Below are 16,307 nucleotides of genomic sequence, written 5' to 3'. Positions count from 1 at the left end.
TAGAGCCCAGTAGGCTCGGGGCGTCGTCTTCTCTCCTGGGGGTCGTGCGTGCGCCGTACACACGTGGCCGCGACGGTCGCGGCCGTGGGACTGCTCGCCGCCGCCTGCGCCGGCCGGCCCGCGCCCGCGACGGAGGTGGCCACGCCGGGTGTCTCGGCGGCCGCGGCGACGACGGCCTCCGGCGGCGCCGGTCCCAGCCCGTCGTCCGGCGGCCCCACGCCCACCCCCGTCGCCTCCCTCGGGCCGGGCGAGAGGACGGTCAGCGTGGTCGCGATCGACGGGTACGCCGAGTGGGGCGGCGTCGATCCCAAGGTCAAGTGGGTCGGCACGTTCGAGAAGGAGACGGGCTGCAAGGTCAGCCTGCGTTACTACGACCCGCGCCAGGAGGAGAAGCCGGGCGACTTCCCGCCGTCGTCGTTCGACGTGATCTCCGCGACGCCCGAGGTGGGCGGCAGGCTGATGAACGAGGGCAAGGCCGCCCCGCTCAACACCGCTCTGCTGCACGGCTACGACAAGATCCCCAAGCGGCTGCGCACGCTGCCGTCGGTGACCCGGGGCGAGCGTGTGTACGGCGTGCCGTACGTGTGGGCGACCAACGAGATCCTCTACGACGCCGGCAAGGTCAGTCCCGACGGCCCACAGTCGCTCTTCACGGACAAGGGGCCCGTGATGCTTCGGGACCGTCCGCTGTCGCTGGCCGACGCCGCGCTGGCGCTCGAGGCCGAAGGCGCGGACGCCGGCGCGGACATCAAGGACCCGTTCGACCTGACCGACGCCCAGCTCGACGCCGCCGCCGAGCTGTTCACCTCCGGCAAGGACGGCCGCCGCACCTTCTGGCGTGATCCCGTCGAGGTCGTCCAGGGCTTCGCGACCGGGTCCGTACGGCTCGCGCAGGCCACGCCGTACCATCTGGACGTGCTCAGGCAGGGGCACAAGCCGGTCAGGGCGCTGACGGACCGGCCGGTGACCGGATGGGCCGACGCGTGGATGGTGTCGGCCCAGGCCGCGCATCCCTCGTGCGCGTACAAGTGGCTCGACTTCACGATGTCGGCGGACGTGCAGCGCAAGGTGTCCGCCTGGATGGGCCTCGCCCCGGCCAACCCCGAGGGGTGCACCGGCGCGGCCCGCCGGATCTGCGCGGACTACCGCGTCGGCACCTCCCGGGCGTTCCGGGGCGTCTACTTCGCCGTGCGTCCCGAGGCGTACGACAAGTGGGTGGAGCGCTGGTCGCGGATCGTGTCCTGATCCGCGCCCGGGAACGGCGCTCCGCTCAGCTCTGTTCACCGGAGCTGTGCGGCACCCGGTCGTGGTGGGACTCGCGGGCGTCCAGGGGTGGGCGGGCATCCACCGGTGCGCGCTTGGGGATGACGGTGTAGGCGAGCGGCCAGAAGACCAGCCAGACCAGCATGGCGAACGTCAGGCGGCCGGCCCATTCCAGGAGCGCCACCGCGCGTTCGATGTCGCCGATGACCACGACGCCGGCCAGCAGCAGACCGCAGGCGACGGCCCAGCCGATCATGCCCTTGCCCCAGGCGCGCCATTCGTGCCGGGCCAGCTCCCTGCCGTAACGCTTGCGCCGGTCGGGCGGCGGCCCTCCGGCGTAGCGGTGGGCGAACCTGACGTCGGCCCACCGCACCATGTCGTGCCCGAAGGCGACGGTGAACCCCAGATAGGCCGCGGCCAGCCCGTGCGTGAACTCCGCCCGGCCGCCGCCACGGAGGTCGGCCACGCTCGCGACGAGGAGGACCAGGTCCACCAGGGGGACGGCGAGCAGCAGCAGGCCGCCGAGCCGCCGCAGGCGCAGGAGGTAACGGACGGCGAGCCCGGCGCCCAGCAGCACCCAGAACGCGACCTCGCAGGCGACGATCAGTCCGAACAGCATCACGGCTCCTTTTTCGCACGGCGTGCTACAAAAGCTTTTTCACACATTGTGCTATAAAAATCCGCGGGATGCGTGGCGGGAAGGGCGGGGCGGAAGGAGTGCTGTGCCGAAGATCGTGGACCACCAGGTGCGGCGGGAGGAGATCGCCGAGGCGCTGTGGCGGGTCGTGCGCCGGGACGGCGTCGGCGCCGCCACCGTCCGCAGCATCGCCGCGGAGGCCGGCTGGTCACCGAGCGCGCTGCGGCACTACTTCTCGACCCAGACGGAGCTGCTCGCCTTCGCGATGGAGCACGTCATCACAAGGGTCCGCGCGCGCATCGAGACCACCGTCTTCCAGGGCCCCGTCCGCGTCGCCATACGCGCCCTGCTGGAGCAGTTGCTGCCCATGGACGCGGAGCGGCGCGCGGAGGCCGAGGTCTGGCTGCAACTGACCGCGCGCGCCCAGGGCGACCCGGCCGCCGCCGACTGGTTGCGCCAGGCGAACGACGGCACGGGGGAGGTGGCGACCATCGCCGTCCGCGCGCTCGCCGACGAGGGGGAGCTCGCCGCTCATCGGGATGCCGAGTTCGAGGCGGCGCGGCTCCACGCCCTCATCGACGGTCTGAGCGTCCAACTCCTGACCCGGCCGGAGTCGATGCCGCCCGACCGCATGAGCGCCGTGCTGGCCGCCCATCTGGAGGATCTGGCGACCTGACGACGTCACGAGACCGGGGGAAGCTTCGCGACCGCGGCCTGGAGGGCCGGTCCCGAGATGTCGGCGAACCCGCCACCGGGATAGTCGACCAGCCACACGTGCAGCATGTCGGTCTCGCCGGGCGGATCGCAGAGGGGGCAGGTGTGGGAGTGCCACGGCGTGAGCGAGCCGATCGCCGGGCCCCGGGCGCCCGGCGGCATGACGAACACCGCGCCCAGCAGGGTCTTCCCCTCGTGGTAGACAAGCACCTCCGGTTGCGCGGGGTTGAGGACCAGGCCGTCCTGCAGCAGCGCGGGGTTGGCGAGCTGCTGGACGCCGTCGTTGTCGGTCCAGACTCGGTAGCCCGCCCGCTCCGCGTCCGCCGCCGTGGGCAGACGACCGGCGGTCTCCCGCCGTACCGCGGCAGCCAGGGCCTGCGCCGCGCTCGTCGCGGCGTCGGCCGCCACCACGCCCGCGCCCGGCGTGAGGGGCTCCTGGGCCGCCGCCGCGGCCGGGGGCTGCGCCGCCCCATGGTGGTGATGTCCCGCGAGTGGCCCGGGCGAGGCCGTGGCGGGGCGCGCGACCAGGATCTCGTCGAAGGCCGTGGTGCCCCAGGAGGTGAAACTGACGCCGACCGCGGCGGCGACCAGGCAGGCGACCACGGCCGCGCCCACCCCTCCCGCCGACGGGATCCGGCCGGTGAGCATGCCGATCGGCCGGCGGGAGCCGGCGCCGTCGTCGTCCGCGACCGACGCGTACGCGACGAGGGCCGGCGCGGCGGCCGCGAGCAGCGTCTCCAGGAGAGCCGCGAGCGCCTCGGGGGCGCCTCCGGGGTCGGGGGTCCACGCGTCAGGGCCGAGCGGAAGCCCGGCCGTCCTGCCGACCAGCCAGATCACGACCAGGCCGAGGTTGACGAACCCGCCGGTCAGCACCACCGGCTGCGTGGGGCGCAGGAGCAGGGCCGCCGCCCAGGCCAGTTGCACGCATCCCGCGACGGCGAACAGCACCCCGTGTCCGGGAGACGCGGCGAAGTGATCGGGCATCACGCCGAAGTGGATCGCGGCCGATCCCGCGGCCGGCGCGGCCAGAGTCAGCGGCGGCAGGCCGCGCAGTTTGTCCACATTGCGCATTATTGGGCGCAGTGATCTCGGTGGGAAGGCCCGAAAGCAGGAGCAACCCGGCTCCGGTCGTAGACGTCCTGGGTGGGGCTGAACCCCGCCGCCCCAGGGGTCAGGACATGGCGGCCCGGGAGCGGCGGGGCAGCGGCACCTTGCCCTCGGGTGCGGGCAGCAGGGCCTCGGCGCAGTCGTCGCAGGCGTGGACGGGGGCGTTGTCGGGGAGTGTGCCGACCTTGACCCGGGGGCGGGGCCACTTCTTGTGGCACACGACGCAGGCGTCGCCGTCGCGCTGCGTGGTGGTGAGGCCGGCAGGGTCGAACGTCAGCATGAGCCGCTCGGCGCCGTTCGGGTTCCAGCCCATCAAAGTCCCCCCTCGATCGCCTATCGGAACCGTTATAACGCGGTTACCCTTCGTGATCGGCGCGAGTCGGGCCAAGCGATGGTTAAATCGAGGCATAACGCAAGCCGTACAACAACAAAAGGGACACCTCGGAACAGACCGGGTGCCCCTTTTGATGTTGTTCAAACCGTCTAGTCCACGTTGAGCGCCTTCTCCAGAATGGAGAGGCCCTCCTCGAGCAGGTGGTCCGGGATGACCAGCGGCGGCAGGAAGCGCAGCACGTTGCCGTACGTCCCGGCGGTGAGCACGAGCAGGCCCTGCTCGTGGCACCTGCGCGCGATCTCGGCGGCCGGGTAGGGCTCCTTGGTCCCCGGGACCACGAGCTCGACGGCGATCATCGCGCCGCGCCCGCGTACGTCCCCGACGATCGGGTTGTGCTCCTGGATGGCGCGCAGGCGGGGCAGCATGACCTCGCCGATGTGCCGGGCGCGCTCGACGAGCTTGTCCTGCTCGATGGTCTCCAGCACGCCCAGGGCCGCCTCGCAGGCGAGCGGGTTGCCGCCGTACGTGCCGCCGAGGCCGCCGCTGTGGACGTGGTCGAGCAGGTCGGCCCTGCCGGTCACGGCCGCCAGCGGAAGGCCGCCGGCGATGCCCTTGGCGGTGGTGATGATGTCCGGGACGATGCCCTCGTCCTCGCAGGCGAACATGTGGCCGGTGCGGGCGAAGCCCGTCTGCACCTCGTCGGCGATGAAGACGATGCCGTTGGCGCGGCAGAACTCGACGATCTTCGGCAGGAAGCCGCGGGCCGGCTCGATGAATCCGCCCTCGCCCGCGATCGGCTCGATGAGCACCGCCGCGACGTTCTCGGCGCCGATCTGCTTGTTGATCATGTCGATCGCCTGGGCCGCGGCCTCTTCGGCGCAGTTGTCCGGGCCGGTCGGCCAGCGGAACGGGTAGGCGAGCGGCACCCGGTACACCTCGGGCGCGAACGGCCCGAACCCGTGCTTGTACGGCATGCTCTTGGCCGTCAGCGTCATCGTCAGCAGCGTGCGGCCGTGGTAGCCGTGGTCGAAGACGACGACCGCCTGCCGTCCGGTGGCGTGCCGGGCCACCTTGACCGCGTTCTCGACGGCCTCCGCGCCGCTGTTGACCAGGAAGGTGCGCTTCTCGTGGTCGCCGGGCGTGAGCGCGTTGAGCTTCTCGCACACCGCGACGTACGACTCGTAGGGCGCGACCATGAAACAGGTGTGGGTGAAGTCGGCGACCTGCTTCTGCACGCGCTCGACCACCCGGGGGGCGGCGTTGCCGACGTTGGTCACGGCGATGCCGGAGCCGAAGTCGATCAGCGAGTTGCCGTCCGCGTCGACGATCACACCGCCGCCCGCGTGGGTCACGAAGACGGGCAGCGTGGTGCCGATGCCCGGAGGCACGGCGGACTGCTTGCGCGCGAAAAGCTCGCGCGACCGCGGGCCGGGGATCTCGGTGACGAGGCGGCGCTCCTGTGGGAGCTGCGGGCCGCCGTGCGTGGTGGCAGTGCTCATGTCTCCGACGGTAAGGCCGCCGCCGCCACCAGCCGATATGCCGCTATGTCAGAATGTAGGCGTACTTTTGGCCGGTGAGGACAAGCCGGGTGTTCGGGGGGAAGAGCAGTGGCACCCACGCTGCGCCGGATCACCGCGATCGTACCGCTCCACCTGGAGGTTCTCGCCGGGCGGAACGGTCTCGACCGCCCCGTCCGCTGGGTCGCGGTGAGCGAGCTGGAGGACCCCACGCCGTTCCTGGAGGGCGGCGAGCTGGTGCTCACGACCGGCATGCGCCTGTCCGCCGGCGACGCCGTGCCGTACGTCTCCCGGCTCGTGGCCCGGGGCGTCAGTGGGCTGGGGTTCGGGGTGGGGCTGAGCCACGACGCGGTGCCGCCCGCCTTCGCCGAGGCGGCCGAGTCCGCCGGGCTGCCGCTGGTCGAGGTGCCGAGGGACACCCCCTTCATCGCGATCGGCAAGGCCGTCAGCGACCTGCTCGCGGGGGAGCAGTACGAGGAGATCAGCCGCGCCTTCGCCGCCCAGGGCAGGCTCACCCGCGCCGCCCTCCAGCGGGAGGGGCCGGTGGCCGTGGTGGACCGGCTGTCCAGGGAGATCGGCGGCTGGGCTCTGCTGCTCGACCCCGCGGGCGCCGTACGGCACGCCGCCGACGCGACCGGCCGTCATACGGGTGACAAGCACGCAGGTCCGGGTGACAGGCGCGGCGCGGCGGGGGACTGGGCGCGGGAGACGGCACGGTCGCTGGAGCCCGAGATCGCCCGGCTGCGGAGCGCGCCGTCCCTGGCGAGCCTCGCCCTGTCCACCCCGGACGAGCACGTCGTCGTCCAGCCGCTGGGCCGGAGGGGATTCTTCGCGGTGGGATCGCCGCGTCCGTTCTCGCCCATCGCGCACACGGTCGTCAACGCGGCCGGGTCCCTGCTGACGCTGGCGCTTGAACAGGGCAGGGAGCAGCGCTCGGCGGCGGCGCACGTGCGGTCGGCGGTGCTGCGGCTGCTGCTGGCCGGTGAGGCGCGGGCCGCCGCGGAGACGCTGGCGGCTCTGGGCATGCGGCTGCCGGGGGAGCCGGTCACGGTCCTCGCCTGCGACACCGCCGACCCGGAGGCACTGACCGAGGCCCTGGCCGGCGCGGCGCCGGGCCCGCGCGCGGGCTTCGCCGCCATGGGAACCTTCACCGCGCCCTGGGAAGGGCTGCTCGTCGTGCTGGCCCCGGACTTGCACGCCGACGAGGTCGTCGCGCTGGCCGCGCGGCACGGCCGGGTGGGTGTGAGCGCACCCGGCGTGGAGATCGCCCGTTCCGAGAGCCGTGTGGAAGACCGCATGGAAAGCCCGGATCCCGAACTCGACCGCGCCTTCACCCGTGCTCCCGACCGTGCTCCAGACCGGGCCCTCGCCACCGCCCTCGACCGGGCCCTCGACCAGGCGCGGCGGGCGCTCGTCTCGGCCTCGCCGGTGGCGCGCTTCAGCGAACTCGCCGGGCGCGGGCTGCTGTCGCTGCTCGATCCGGCCGCCGCAGCGTCGTTCGCGGCGGCGATCCTCGCGCCGCTCCGCGATTACGGCTCGCGCGCCGATCTGGTCGAATCGCTGCGTGCCTACCTGGCCAGTAACGGCCACTGGGACGCCGCGGCGCAGCGCCTGGGCGTGCACCGGCACACGCTGCGCTACCGGATGAAGCGGGTGAGCGAGTTGCTCGGCCGCGATCTGGACGACCCCGCCGTCCGGGCCGAGCTGTGGATCGCGCTGTGCCTGTGATGCGGATCAGGAGGAGGGGCGTGCGAGGAAGGCGCGGACGGCGGCCTCGGTGACGATGTCGTACGTCTTGCCGTCGGGCAGATGCCCGGCACGTTCCAGGCTGAGCGCGCCCTGCGCCGCGGCCCACAGCGCGTCGGCGATCTTCCGGGGCTGGGTGGGCACGAGATGGCCCGCGGAGATGCAGTCGGCGATCACCCGGTCCACGATGTTGAGCGCGGCCCTCGCGAGCGTGCGGGCGCGCTCGCTCGGCACGAAGCCGGGGATGGCCCGCTCGAACATGAGGCTGTAGTAGCCGGGCTCGGCCAGCGCCGCCTCCCGGTACGCGGGACCGAGCAGGCTCAGGTGCTCCAGCGGGTCGTCGCGCTTCGGCACGGCCTCCAGCCTCCGCCGGAACCGCTCGAAGCCCTCCAGGTAGAGCGCCTCGGCCAGTCCCTCCTTGCTGCCGAACATCGTGTAGATGACCTGGGTGGAGCAGCCGGCCTCGGCGGCGATCCTGCGTACGGTGAGGCTCTCCGGCCCGGCCTTGGCGAGCAGGTCGTTGGCGACGTCGAGGAGACGGGTGCGCAGCTCGTCGTAGTTGCTGCGATGGCCGCGTGCGTAGGCACCCTGAAGACCGAGCGGCGCCGGCGTACCCATCAGCGACGAGCCCTTCTCATATTGGGGGTCCCGCGACAGACCCGGATGATGACTTAACCATGCCGCTCGGCTTTCAAACCGCAGTGAAACAGAAAACATCATGAAATTGCCGCGCATCTGTGACATGGGAGAAGTTGTCCATGATGGCGCGGCGGGGGGCGGTGATTGGCCCGTCCGGAGTAGCGACCGGCTCCCACCAGGTGGCATAGCGTGAAGACATGGACGTAGGCCGCACTTCCGAACCCCGCCCCTTCTGGCTCGCCGGGCGCCCCGCGACCGGGGACGCCGAGCAGGCCGTGACCAATTCCCACGACGGCCAGGTCGTCGGCGTCCACTCGGTGCCGACCCCCGAGCAGGTCGAGCAGGCCGTGGCCGCCGCGCACGCCGTTCGCAAGCAGGCCGCCGCGCTGCCCATCCACGTACGCGCCGAGGCGCTGGCCCACGTGGCCCGGCGGCTGACCGAGCGCGCCGAGGAGATCGCCCGCCTGATCAGCGCGGAGAACGGCAAGCCGATCTTCTGGGCGCGCGGCGAGGTGGGCCGCGCGATCTCGACGTTCCGCTTCGGCGCCGAGGAGGCCCGCCGGTTCAGCGGCGAGGTGCAGCGGCTCGACACCGAGCCCGCGGCGCAGGGACGGCTCGCCTACGTCTCCCGCGTGCCGTACGGCCCGGTGCTGGCGATCACGCCGTTCAACTTCCCGCTCAACCTGGTGGCGCACAAGGTCGCCCCCGCCATCGCCGTGGGCGCGCCCATCGTGGTCAAGCCCGCGCCCGCGACCCCGCTGTCGGCGCTCGTCCTCGGCGAGATCCTGGCCGAGACCGACCTGCCCGAGGGCATGTTCTCCGTGCTGCCGGTGCCCAACGACCGGGCGTCCTCTCTCGTGCAGGACCCGAGGCTGCCGGTCGTCTCCTTCACCGGATCCGGCCCGGTCGGCTACTCGATCATGGACAGCGTGCCGCGCAAGCACGTCACGCTCGAACTCGGCGGCAACGCCGCCGCGGTCGTGCTGGCCGACGCCGACCTCGACTGGGCGGCGAGCCGCGTGGCGCTGTTCTCCAACTACCAGGCGGGCCAGAGCTGCATCGCGGTGCAGCGCGTGATCGTGGAGGACACGGTCGCCGACGCGTTCACCGACAAGCTCGTCGCCGCCGTCGGCGCGCTCGTGACCGGCGACCCCGCGGACGACAAGACGCAGGTCGGTCCTCTCGTCAGCGAGGACGCCGCGATCCGCGTCGAGAGCTGGGTCAACGAGGCCGTCTCGGCCGGGGCGCGCCTGCTGGCGGGCGGCACCAGGGACGGCGCGACCGTCGCTCCCACCGTGCTGGCCGACGTGCCCGCCGACGCCAAGGTGGCCTGCGAGGAGGTCTTCGGGCCCGTCATGATCGTGCAGCGGGTCGCCTCGGTCGACGAGGCGTTCGCCGCGGTCAACGACTCCCGCTACGGCCTGCAGGCCGGGGTCTTCACCCGCAGCCTGGACGTCGCCTTCCGGGCCAACCGCGAGCTGGAGGTCGGCGGCGTCATCATCGGCGACGTGCCGTCCTACCGGGCCGACCAGATGCCGTACGGCGGGGTCAAGGAGTCGGGCGTGGGACGCGAGGGGCTGCGCTCGGCCATGGAGGACCTCACCTACGAGAAGGTCATGGTGCTCACCGGCCTCACGCTGTAGAACCAGGCGTCCGAAGGGGCCCGGGGGACCACGTCCCCCGGGCCCGTCGTCTTTTTCGGGAGCCCCGGTGCCGTCAGAGGAGGCTCAGCGCTGTCAGAGGAGGCTCAGGGCCGTCAGAGGAGACTCAGCGCCGTGGCGAGGCCGGGGTCGCGCCCCGTGGCCAGATCGAGGGCCGTCATGGGGGCGTAGTGGTCGACGGGGACGCCGATCGTGTCGATGGTCTCCCGGGCCGGTCCGAGGTGCCGGACCTTGGGCAGCAGCAGCACACTGCCGTCGTCGAGAAGGTACGGCTCGGCAGGCCCGGAGACGGCCCCCGCGGTGCGGGTCCCGACGAGCGCGCCCAGGCCGTTGTCCTTCACGGCCGCGCTGAAGTCCTCGCAGGCCGAGGCGCACGCGCGGTCCGTGAGCACGACCAGGCGCAGCCCGAGCAGCGGGACGGTGTCGTCGGTGTGGTTGGCCGCGCAGTCACCCGTGAGGGGGCAGAAATAGCTGGTGACCTTGCCGTGCGCGAACGCGCCGAGCAGCCGGGTCACCTCGCGCGGCGACCCGCCGCCGTTGCCGCGCAGGTCGATGACCGCGGCCTTCGAGGTGTCCTTCAGCTTGGCGATGGCCTGGTCGGCCGCGCCCTCGAAGAACCCGGGCACCTTGACGTAGGTGACGCCGCCGGGGAGCGTCTTCGACGTCACCGCCCGCTTCTGCTCTTCGAGGGGACCCGCGGTGAGCTGCACGGTTCTGACGCGTCCCGTCGTGGGCCGCTTGAGCGTGAGCCGTACCGTGTCGGAGGCGAACGTGTCGATGAGGCTCTGGTTCACCTTGTCCCCGATGAACGCCGGTATGCCGTCGACCTTCTCGATGATGTCGCCGGGCCGGATGCCGGCCTTGTCCGCCGGGCTGCGAGGCAGGACGCGGGTGATGAACAGCGGCGGCCGGGCAGCCGGGTCCAATCGTGGGCCCTGCGCGGCCGACAGGCCCGCGATGCCCGTGCCGGTCGGCCCGCCCTCCGGCGGGGGAGCGGGCCTGTCCACCCGGGCGTGGTCGTCGTGGAGCCCGGCGACCATCCCGATGACCGCGGCGCGCAGGGCGTGCGGGTCGCCGGTGCCGATCATGTCGGCGAAGGCGGCCCAGTCGGCGTCGCGGTTCCCCGTCAGCGCGGGCAGGCGAAGACCGGCCTCGTCGGCGCCGCGCCGCATCAGATCCTGGGTGTACGCGGCGAGAGCGTCCCGCAGCAGGACCTTCGAATCGAGCACGGGCCCGCTGTAGTAGTTGTCCAGCATGCACTCGTACGCCTGCCGGAGCGTGTTCACCGACGTCGGCGGCGCGGACTCGGGCGGCGGCGCGGTGATCCGGACGCACCCGCCGCCCTCGGTGGCCTGCGCGGTGGCGGCCTGCGCGGCGGGGGCCGGGAGGGCGGCGGACAGGGTGCCGGCGGCCAGCAGGACGGCGGCGGAGAGAGTTCTGATCATGCCCGTCAGCGTGGCCGGAGCTGGGTTGCACGACCGTGAACGGAACCGTTAACGCCGCTGTTACCCCGCTTCGGCTAGGAACGTCGGCATGCGGGTACTCGTGGCCGAAGACGAGCGCGACCTGGCCGACCTCGTGGCGATGGGACTGCGCCGCCACGCGATGGCGGTCGACGTGGTGTACGACGGAGCCGCCGCGGCCGAGCGGCTGGCGGTGAGCGACTACGACGTCCTCGTCCTCGACCGCGACCTGCCCGAGCTGCACGGCGACCTCGTGTGCCGCGACCTGGTAGCGCGCGGGAGCCGTACGCGGATCCTCATGATGACGGCGGCGTCGTCGGTGCCGGAGAGGGTCGCCGGCCTCGGCATGGGAGCCGACGACTACCTGCCCAAGCCCTTCGACTTCACCGAACTGGTCGCGCGGGTGCGGGCGCTGGGACGGCGCAGCCGGGACCAGGTGCCCCCGGTGCTGACCCGGCACGGGATCGTGCTCGACACCCACCGGCTCCAGGCGTCCAGGGACGGCCGGCACCTGCACCTGTCGCTCAAGGAGTTCGCCGTCCTGGAGGTGCTGATGCGGGCGGAGGGCGCGGTGGTGAGCGCCGAGCGGCTCCTGGAGGAGGCGTGGGACGAGAACGCCGACCCCTTCACGACCGTGGTGCGGGTCGTGGTCAGCCGCCTGCGCGCGAAGCTGGGCGACCCGCCGTGCATCCAGACCGTTCCCGGCGCCGGATACCTGCTGTGACGACGGTCCGGGTACGACTCACGCTGATCTACTCGGGGCTCTTCCTGCTCACCTCCGTCGTGCTGCTGGTCATCGTCAACATGCTGCTGCGCCAGGCGCTGCACGCGCGGATCGAGAGCTTTCGCGGGGTCGGGGTGGGAGAGGCGCCTCCGGCCCCGGCCGCTCTGCTCCCCGGATCGGAGCTGGGGCCGCTCCCGCCGCTGTCCCAGCTGGCGCGGGAGGTGATCCACTATCAGTGGGACGTGAGCGCGCTGGCGATCGGGGCCCTGACCCTGGTGTCGGTGGTCGTGGGCTGGGTGATCGCGGGGCGGATCCTGCGGCCCGTCCACCGGATCACCGCCACCGCGCAGCGGCTGTCCCTGTCCACCCTGCACGAGCGGATCGCCCTCGGCGGGCCGCGGGACGAGCTGAAGGAGCTGGCCGACACCTTCGACGCCATGCTCGACCGGCTGGAGCGCTCGGTCGAGGGGCAGCGGCGGTTCATCGCGAACGCGTCCCACGAACTGCGCACTCCGCTGGCCGTGCAGCGGACGGCGATCGAGATCGGCCTGCCCGAGGATGTCGGCGAGATCCGCGAGAAGCTCCTGTTCCACAACCACCGGATCGAGGGCCTCATCGACGCCCTGCTGGTCCTCTCCCAGGCCGAGCACGGCCTGCAGAGGCGGGCTCCCGTGGCCTTCCACGAGGTCGTACGGCTCGTCCTGGCCGAGACGGACGCGGACGAGGTGTCGGTGACCGCGCGGATCGAGCCGTTCCTCGTCCACGGGGATCCGGTCCTGCTGGATCGGCTCGTCACCAACCTCGTCGGCAACGCCGTCCGCTACAACCACCCCGGAGGAGCCGTCGAGGTGACGCTCGCCGGGGGCGTGCTGACGGTCCGCAACACCGGTCCCGAGGTGCCGGCCGAACGCTTCGGCGACCTCTTCGCGCCCTTCCGTCGCCTGCACACGACCCGGGGGCAGGGCGCGGGGCTCGGGCTGTCGATCGTCGCCTCGATCGCGACGGCGCACGGGGCCGCCGTGACAGCGCGCCCGAATCCCGGCGGCGGCCTCGAGGTCGTCGTGACGTTCCCGGCGGACCCGTAGGGGAACCAGCCGCGTTCGCCGCGAGGCGGGTGTACGACACCCGCGCGCGGGGCAGCGGGACGTCCGCGGCCCGTGCGGCCGGGACGGCCTTCGCCGTCTCCTGCTTCGCGATGGTCGTGGCCGGGGCGCCGCCCGGCCTTCACGTCATGCTGGCCGAGTGAACGGGACGCTGAGATGCCGGAAGTATCGCAGTTAGGGGAGCATTCCGACGGGGTCGAACTGCTGCGCCGCACGCCGGGGCTGAAGGTGCTGGACGACGATGACGACGATCCCGTCCTCGTGCGCGCCGACGGCGGCCCCGTGGACACCTGGCGCGAGCACTACCCGTACGACCACCGCATCTCCCGGCAGGAGTACGACCAGCAGAAGCGGCTGCTGCAGATCGAGCTGCTGAAGCTGCAGTACTGGCTGAAGGACACCGGCGGCCGCCTGGTGATCCTGTTCGAGGGACGGGACGCGGCCGGCAAGGGCGGCACCATCAAGCGCTTCATGGAGCACCTCAACCCCCGCGGTGCGACCGTGGTGGCGCTGGAGAAGCCCAGCGAGCGCGAGCGCACCCAGTGGTACTTCCAGCGGTACGTCGAGCACCTTCCGGCGGCGGGCGAGATCGTGCTGTTCGACCGGTCCTGGTACAACCGGGCCGGGGTCGAGCGGGTCATGGGCTTCTGCACTCCGGAGGAGTACATGGAGTTCATGTACCAGGCGCCGCTGTTCGAGCGGATGCTCGTGCGCGACGGCATCCGCCTGGTCAAGCTGTGGTTCTCGGTGTCGCGGGCCGAGCAGCGCACCCGGTTCGTCATCCGCCAGGTGGACCCCGTACGGCAGTGGAAGCTGTCGCCGATGGACATCGCCTCGCTGGACCTGTGGGACGAGTACACCCGGGCCAAGGAGGACATGTTCCTCAACACCGACACCGAGGACGCCCCCTGGACGATCATCAAGAGCAACGACAAGAAGCGCGGCAGGCTGGAGGCGATGCGCTACGTCCTGTCCCTGTACGACTACGACGACAAGGACGCCTCGGTCGTGGGCGAGCCCGACCCCCTGATCGTCCGGTCCGCCGCCGACATCGTGGACGAGGACAACGCCGAGCCGCTGTCGCCGTTCTGACCCGTCACGCCCGCTCGGCGGTGCGGAACAGGTCGCGTACGGCGGCGCCGAAGTAGGGGCCGTACATCGTGCGGTGGTCGTTGCTGTACTTGAAGCTGCTGACGGACGTCAGCATGCCCCGGCCGGAGGCCGGGTCGAAGCCGCTGAGCCAGGGCCCGCCGCTGGCCCCCGCCGTGAGGTCGCAGCGCAGGCCCTGATCGCGGGTCTGCCCCTGCGGGTCGCCGTGGGGGACGCCCGCGCAGTACAGCAGCCGCTCGCCGTCGTACGGAGGGTCGGCGGGGAACCCGAAACCGTAGGTCCGGCGGCTCCGGGGCGGATCGAAGCCGATCGGCTGCCCGCCCACCAGGTCGGTCAGGTGCTGCCCGTCGAGGTCGTCCACGGCGACCATGCCCACGTCGTAGTCGTCGTTCCCGGAGCGCGACCAGGGCCCGGCGACGAACATCCGCCGTGCCGGGAAGGCGCCGTACGGCTGCCGCCCTTCGTCGTATCCGGGGACGAAGGTCCAGTTCTCCGCCCAGTCCCCGGCGCCGTCCTTGACACAGTGCCCGGCGGTGACGACCAGGTCCCTGTTCGCGCTGCGCACGGCGCTGGCGGAGCAGGAGAAGTCCACCCCGTTCAGCGTGAGGAAGACCCTGCCGGTGGTCCTCGTCACCGAACCGCCCGCCGCCCAGCGCATGCCGCTCGTGGTGGCCGGGGGCATCGCCGCCGCCTGCCGCGTCCTGCCCGCCCGGGTCGTTCCGCTGGGCCGTCGCGCCGTCTGATCGGGCGCGACGACCAGCCCGGCGGCCGGCGGCAGGGCGGCCCGGGCGAACGGGGGCAGGGCGGCCCTGGCGACGGGCGGCAGCACCGATGGGTTGAGCAGCCCGATCGGGACCGCCCGCGCCATCCGCTGCGGTGTCCAGTAGGTCCCGGAGGCGTGCCCGGCCACGTGCTCCACGACGTCTCCGATCGGGGAGACCTCCCGGTCGGGGGCTCCCAGAAGTCCGGTGACGAGGGCGGTGACGGCAAGCAAGGGGAGGCTCGGAGTCATGGCTCCCGAGTGTGGACCACGGGAAGTGTTCTCGTGGTTACTTTCGGTGAATCAGGTGAGGGAGGTGTTCTGGGCCGTGTTGTAGACCGCCTCGGCCTCCGGGCCGAAGTAGGGGCCGAACATCCAGTAGGACGCGAAGTTGTACTTGAAGCTGTTCACCGAGTTGAGCAGGCCGCTGCCGGTGCTCGCGCTGAAGTTGAGGAACCACGGGCCGCCGCTGGCGCCGCCGGTCATGCCGCAGCTCAGCCCCTGGTCCTGCGAGCTGAGGAAGTCGTCGAACGTCCGTCCGCTGCAGTAGACCAGCTTCGACCCGTCGTACGGCCCGCCCGCCGGGTAGCCGAAGGCGTACGTCTGGCGCCCGCGCGGCTGGTTGAACGCGACGCCCTGGCCGCCGACGACGTCGGTGAGGCTCTTGCCGCCCTGCGGCGCGACGACGGCGGCGGCGACGTCGTAGTTCATGTTCTCGCCCGAGTTCCACTGGGAGGTGGTGAGCAGGGTGGTCGCCGGCCAGGTGCCGTCGGGCCGGTTGCCCTGGTCGTAGCCGGGGACGAAGACCCAGTTGGCGTGGAAGGCGCCGTTCAGTTTCACGCAGTGTCCCGCGGTGATGACCACGCTCTTGTTGGCGCTGGTGACGGCGGTGCCCGAGCAGGAGGCGTTCCGCCCGGCGTCCGAACCGGCCGTGACCGTGAAGAACACCCTCCCTGTCGTCTTCACCACCGTCCCGCCCGCCGTCCAGGAGGAGCCAGAGGTCCGCGACGAGGCATAGGCCGTGTCGGCGACCGTGCCCGTGGCGGCGGTGAGGGTGGGGGCGACCGTCGCGGGCCGTGCCGCGGACGCGTCGGCGGGCGCAGAACCGGACGCGGAGCCGGATGCCGCGAAGTGCCGGTCGCCGGTGCCGGGGGCGTCCAGCGGCTCGGCCGCCTCCATGCGTGCGACCGTCCAGAACTTCTTGACCGTACGCTGCTCGGTCGTCGTGTCGGCCGCCTCGTGAACGGCGGGCCTGGGACCGGCGGCGGCCGACCGCGTGACGGTTCCCGTCATGGCCGCCGCGGCGCCGTGCGCGGCGGGGAGCATCGCCCCCGCCGCCGCGAGGGCGGGGACCGAGAGAACGGCGAGACGTCGTGCCGTGGGGTGCATGCCTACCTCCGTGTCGGGATTCCTGAGGCGTGTCGGGATGTCCTGACGCGGGAAAGTAGCGACGCCTTCGACCGGATTTCTCACAATCCGCCTATACGGTTATAGGGAGATTCGGTCATATATGTGCTGGTTTCTCTTCA

16 protein-coding genes are annotated in these 16,307 nt (G+C 72.1%); 8 read left to right on the top strand and 8 right to left on the bottom strand.

The window, feature by feature from the left end; genetic code table 11:
* Window positions 1–48 precede the first annotated feature (48 nt).
* Window positions 49–1,245: an extracellular solute-binding protein gene (locus Msi02_RS37145; RefSeq protein WP_204052473.1), complete on the top strand. Its 1,197-nt coding sequence runs from the start codon at window positions 49–51 to the stop codon at window positions 1,243–1,245.
* Window positions 1,246–1,270: 25 nt separating this feature from the next.
* Here the strand turns inward: Msi02_RS37145 and Msi02_RS37140 are convergent, their stop codons facing one another.
* The gene (locus Msi02_RS37140) at window positions 1,271–1,882 is read right to left on the bottom strand and encodes a hypothetical protein (protein WP_204052472.1); all 612 of its coding nucleotides are present in this window, start codon (window positions 1,880–1,882) and stop codon (window positions 1,271–1,273) included.
* A gap of 103 nt (window positions 1,883–1,985) precedes the next feature.
* Between Msi02_RS37140 and Msi02_RS37135 the strand changes: the two genes are divergently transcribed.
* The gene (locus Msi02_RS37135; protein ID WP_204052471.1) at window positions 1,986–2,576 is read left to right on the top strand and encodes a TetR/AcrR family transcriptional regulator; all 591 of its coding nucleotides are present in this window, start codon (window positions 1,986–1,988) and stop codon (window positions 2,574–2,576) included.
* Window positions 2,577–2,581: 5 nt separating this feature from the next.
* On the opposite strand, the gene Msi02_RS37130 is transcribed toward Msi02_RS37135, so the two are convergent.
* The 3 genes from Msi02_RS37130 to gabT form a co-directional block, all read right to left on the bottom strand.
* Entirely contained in the window at window positions 2,582–3,676 is a 1,095-nt protein-coding gene (locus Msi02_RS37130; protein ID WP_204052470.1) for a hypothetical protein, read from the bottom strand.
* A gap of 109 nt (window positions 3,677–3,785) precedes the next feature.
* Window positions 3,786–4,034, bottom strand: a complete 249-nt coding sequence (locus Msi02_RS37125; protein ID WP_079318901.1) for a hypothetical protein — start codon at window positions 4,032–4,034, stop codon at window positions 3,786–3,788.
* Between the two features lie 170 nt (window positions 4,035–4,204).
* Window positions 4,205–5,554, bottom strand: coding sequence for a 4-aminobutyrate--2-oxoglutarate transaminase (gene gabT / locus Msi02_RS37120; RefSeq protein ID WP_079318900.1), 1,350 nt, complete (start codon window positions 5,552–5,554; stop codon window positions 4,205–4,207).
* 108 nt (window positions 5,555–5,662) lie between these two features.
* Between gabT and Msi02_RS37115 the strand changes: the two genes are divergently transcribed.
* Window positions 5,663–7,300, top strand: coding sequence for a PucR family transcriptional regulator (locus Msi02_RS37115; protein ID WP_204052469.1), 1,638 nt, complete (start codon window positions 5,663–5,665; stop codon window positions 7,298–7,300).
* 6 nt (window positions 7,301–7,306) lie between these two features.
* Here the strand turns inward: Msi02_RS37115 and Msi02_RS37110 are convergent, their stop codons facing one another.
* Window positions 7,307–7,936, bottom strand: coding sequence for a TetR/AcrR family transcriptional regulator (locus Msi02_RS37110; protein WP_204052468.1), 630 nt, complete (start codon window positions 7,934–7,936; stop codon window positions 7,307–7,309).
* Window positions 7,937–8,154: 218 nt separating this feature from the next.
* On the opposite strand from Msi02_RS37110, the gene Msi02_RS37105 reads away from it, so the two are divergent.
* Window positions 8,155–9,600 (top strand): aldehyde dehydrogenase family protein, encoded by a 1,446-nt coding sequence (locus Msi02_RS37105; RefSeq protein WP_204052467.1) that lies wholly within the window; start codon window positions 8,155–8,157, stop codon window positions 9,598–9,600.
* Between the two features lie 113 nt (window positions 9,601–9,713).
* On the opposite strand, the gene Msi02_RS37100 is transcribed toward Msi02_RS37105, so the two are convergent.
* Window positions 9,714–11,063 (bottom strand): S41 family peptidase, encoded by a 1,350-nt coding sequence (locus Msi02_RS37100; RefSeq protein WP_204052466.1) that lies wholly within the window; start codon window positions 11,061–11,063, stop codon window positions 9,714–9,716.
* Window positions 11,064–11,151: 88 nt separating this feature from the next.
* Here Msi02_RS37100 and Msi02_RS37095 point away from each other — a divergent pair, with 88 nt between their 5' ends.
* Genes Msi02_RS37095 through ppk2 form a run of 4 tightly spaced genes read left to right on the top strand, consistent with a single transcriptional unit; the run spans window position 11,152 to window position 14,000 of the window.
* On the top strand, window positions 11,152–11,805 hold the full coding sequence (locus Msi02_RS37095; protein WP_079318897.1) for a response regulator transcription factor: 654 nt from the start codon (window positions 11,152–11,154) through the stop codon (window positions 11,803–11,805).
* On the top strand, window positions 11,802–12,890 hold the full coding sequence (locus Msi02_RS37090; protein ID WP_204052465.1) for a sensor histidine kinase: 1,089 nt from the start codon (window positions 11,802–11,804) through the stop codon (window positions 12,888–12,890). The genes Msi02_RS37095 and Msi02_RS37090 overlap by 4 nt, the downstream gene beginning before the upstream one ends.
* 29 nt (window positions 12,891–12,919) lie before the next feature.
* Window positions 12,920–13,051 (top strand): hypothetical protein, encoded by a 132-nt coding sequence (locus tag Msi02_RS44150; RefSeq protein ID WP_275414211.1) that lies wholly within the window; start codon window positions 12,920–12,922, stop codon window positions 13,049–13,051.
* Between the two features lie 13 nt (window positions 13,052–13,064).
* Window positions 13,065–14,000, top strand: a complete 936-nt coding sequence (gene ppk2 / locus Msi02_RS37085) for a polyphosphate kinase 2 (protein ID WP_079318895.1) — start codon at window positions 13,065–13,067, stop codon at window positions 13,998–14,000.
* Between the two features lie 4 nt (window positions 14,001–14,004).
* Here the strand turns inward: ppk2 and Msi02_RS37080 are convergent, their stop codons facing one another.
* Window positions 14,005–15,030 carry a trypsin-like serine peptidase gene (locus tag Msi02_RS37080; RefSeq protein WP_204052464.1) on the bottom strand — a complete coding sequence of 342 codons (1,026 nt, stop codon included), beginning with the start codon at window positions 15,028–15,030 and terminating at the stop codon, window positions 14,005–14,007.
* 51 nt (window positions 15,031–15,081) lie between these two features.
* Window positions 15,082–16,167, bottom strand: a complete 1,086-nt coding sequence (locus tag Msi02_RS37075) for a trypsin-like serine peptidase (protein ID WP_204052463.1) — start codon at window positions 16,165–16,167, stop codon at window positions 15,082–15,084.
* Window positions 16,168–16,307: the final 140 nt, after the last annotated feature.

It is taken from the genome of Microbispora siamensis (genome assembly GCF_016863095.1).
Taxonomy (GTDB): domain Bacteria; phylum Actinomycetota; class Actinomycetes; order Streptosporangiales; family Streptosporangiaceae; genus Microbispora; species Microbispora siamensis.
Note: the sequence above shows the minus strand (reverse complement) of the source record. Positions and strands in the feature narration are given on the sequence as shown.

Coding starts and splice junctions, on each gene's coding strand:
- Msi02_RS37140 (WP_204052472.1), bottom strand. CDS start 1,882: ATGCTGTTCGGACTGATCGTCGCCTGCGAGGTCGCGTTCTGGGTGCTG.
- Msi02_RS37125 (WP_079318901.1), bottom strand. CDS start 4,034: ATGGGCTGGAACCCGAACGGCGCCGAGCGGCTCATGCTGACGTTCGAC.
- gabT (WP_079318900.1), bottom strand. CDS start 5,554: ATGAGCACTGCCACCACGCACGGCGGCCCGCAGCTCCCACAGGAGCGC.
- Msi02_RS37110 (WP_204052468.1), bottom strand. CDS start 7,936: ATGGGTACGCCGGCGCCGCTCGGTCTTCAGGGTGCCTACGCACGCGGC.
- Msi02_RS37105 (WP_204052467.1), top strand. CDS start 8,155: ATGGACGTAGGCCGCACTTCCGAACCCCGCCCCTTCTGGCTCGCCGGG.
- Msi02_RS37100 (WP_204052466.1), bottom strand. CDS start 11,063: ATGATCAGAACTCTCTCCGCCGCCGTCCTGCTGGCCGCCGGCACCCTG.
- Msi02_RS37095 (WP_079318897.1), top strand. CDS start 11,152: ATGCGGGTACTCGTGGCCGAAGACGAGCGCGACCTGGCCGACCTCGTG.
- ppk2 (WP_079318895.1), top strand. CDS start 13,065: ATGCCGGAAGTATCGCAGTTAGGGGAGCATTCCGACGGGGTCGAACTG.
- Msi02_RS37080 (WP_204052464.1), bottom strand. CDS start 15,030: ATGACTCCGAGCCTCCCCTTGCTTGCCGTCACCGCCCTCGTCACCGGA.
- Msi02_RS37075 (WP_204052463.1), bottom strand. CDS start 16,167: ATGCACCCCACGGCACGACGTCTCGCCGTTCTCTCGGTCCCCGCCCTC.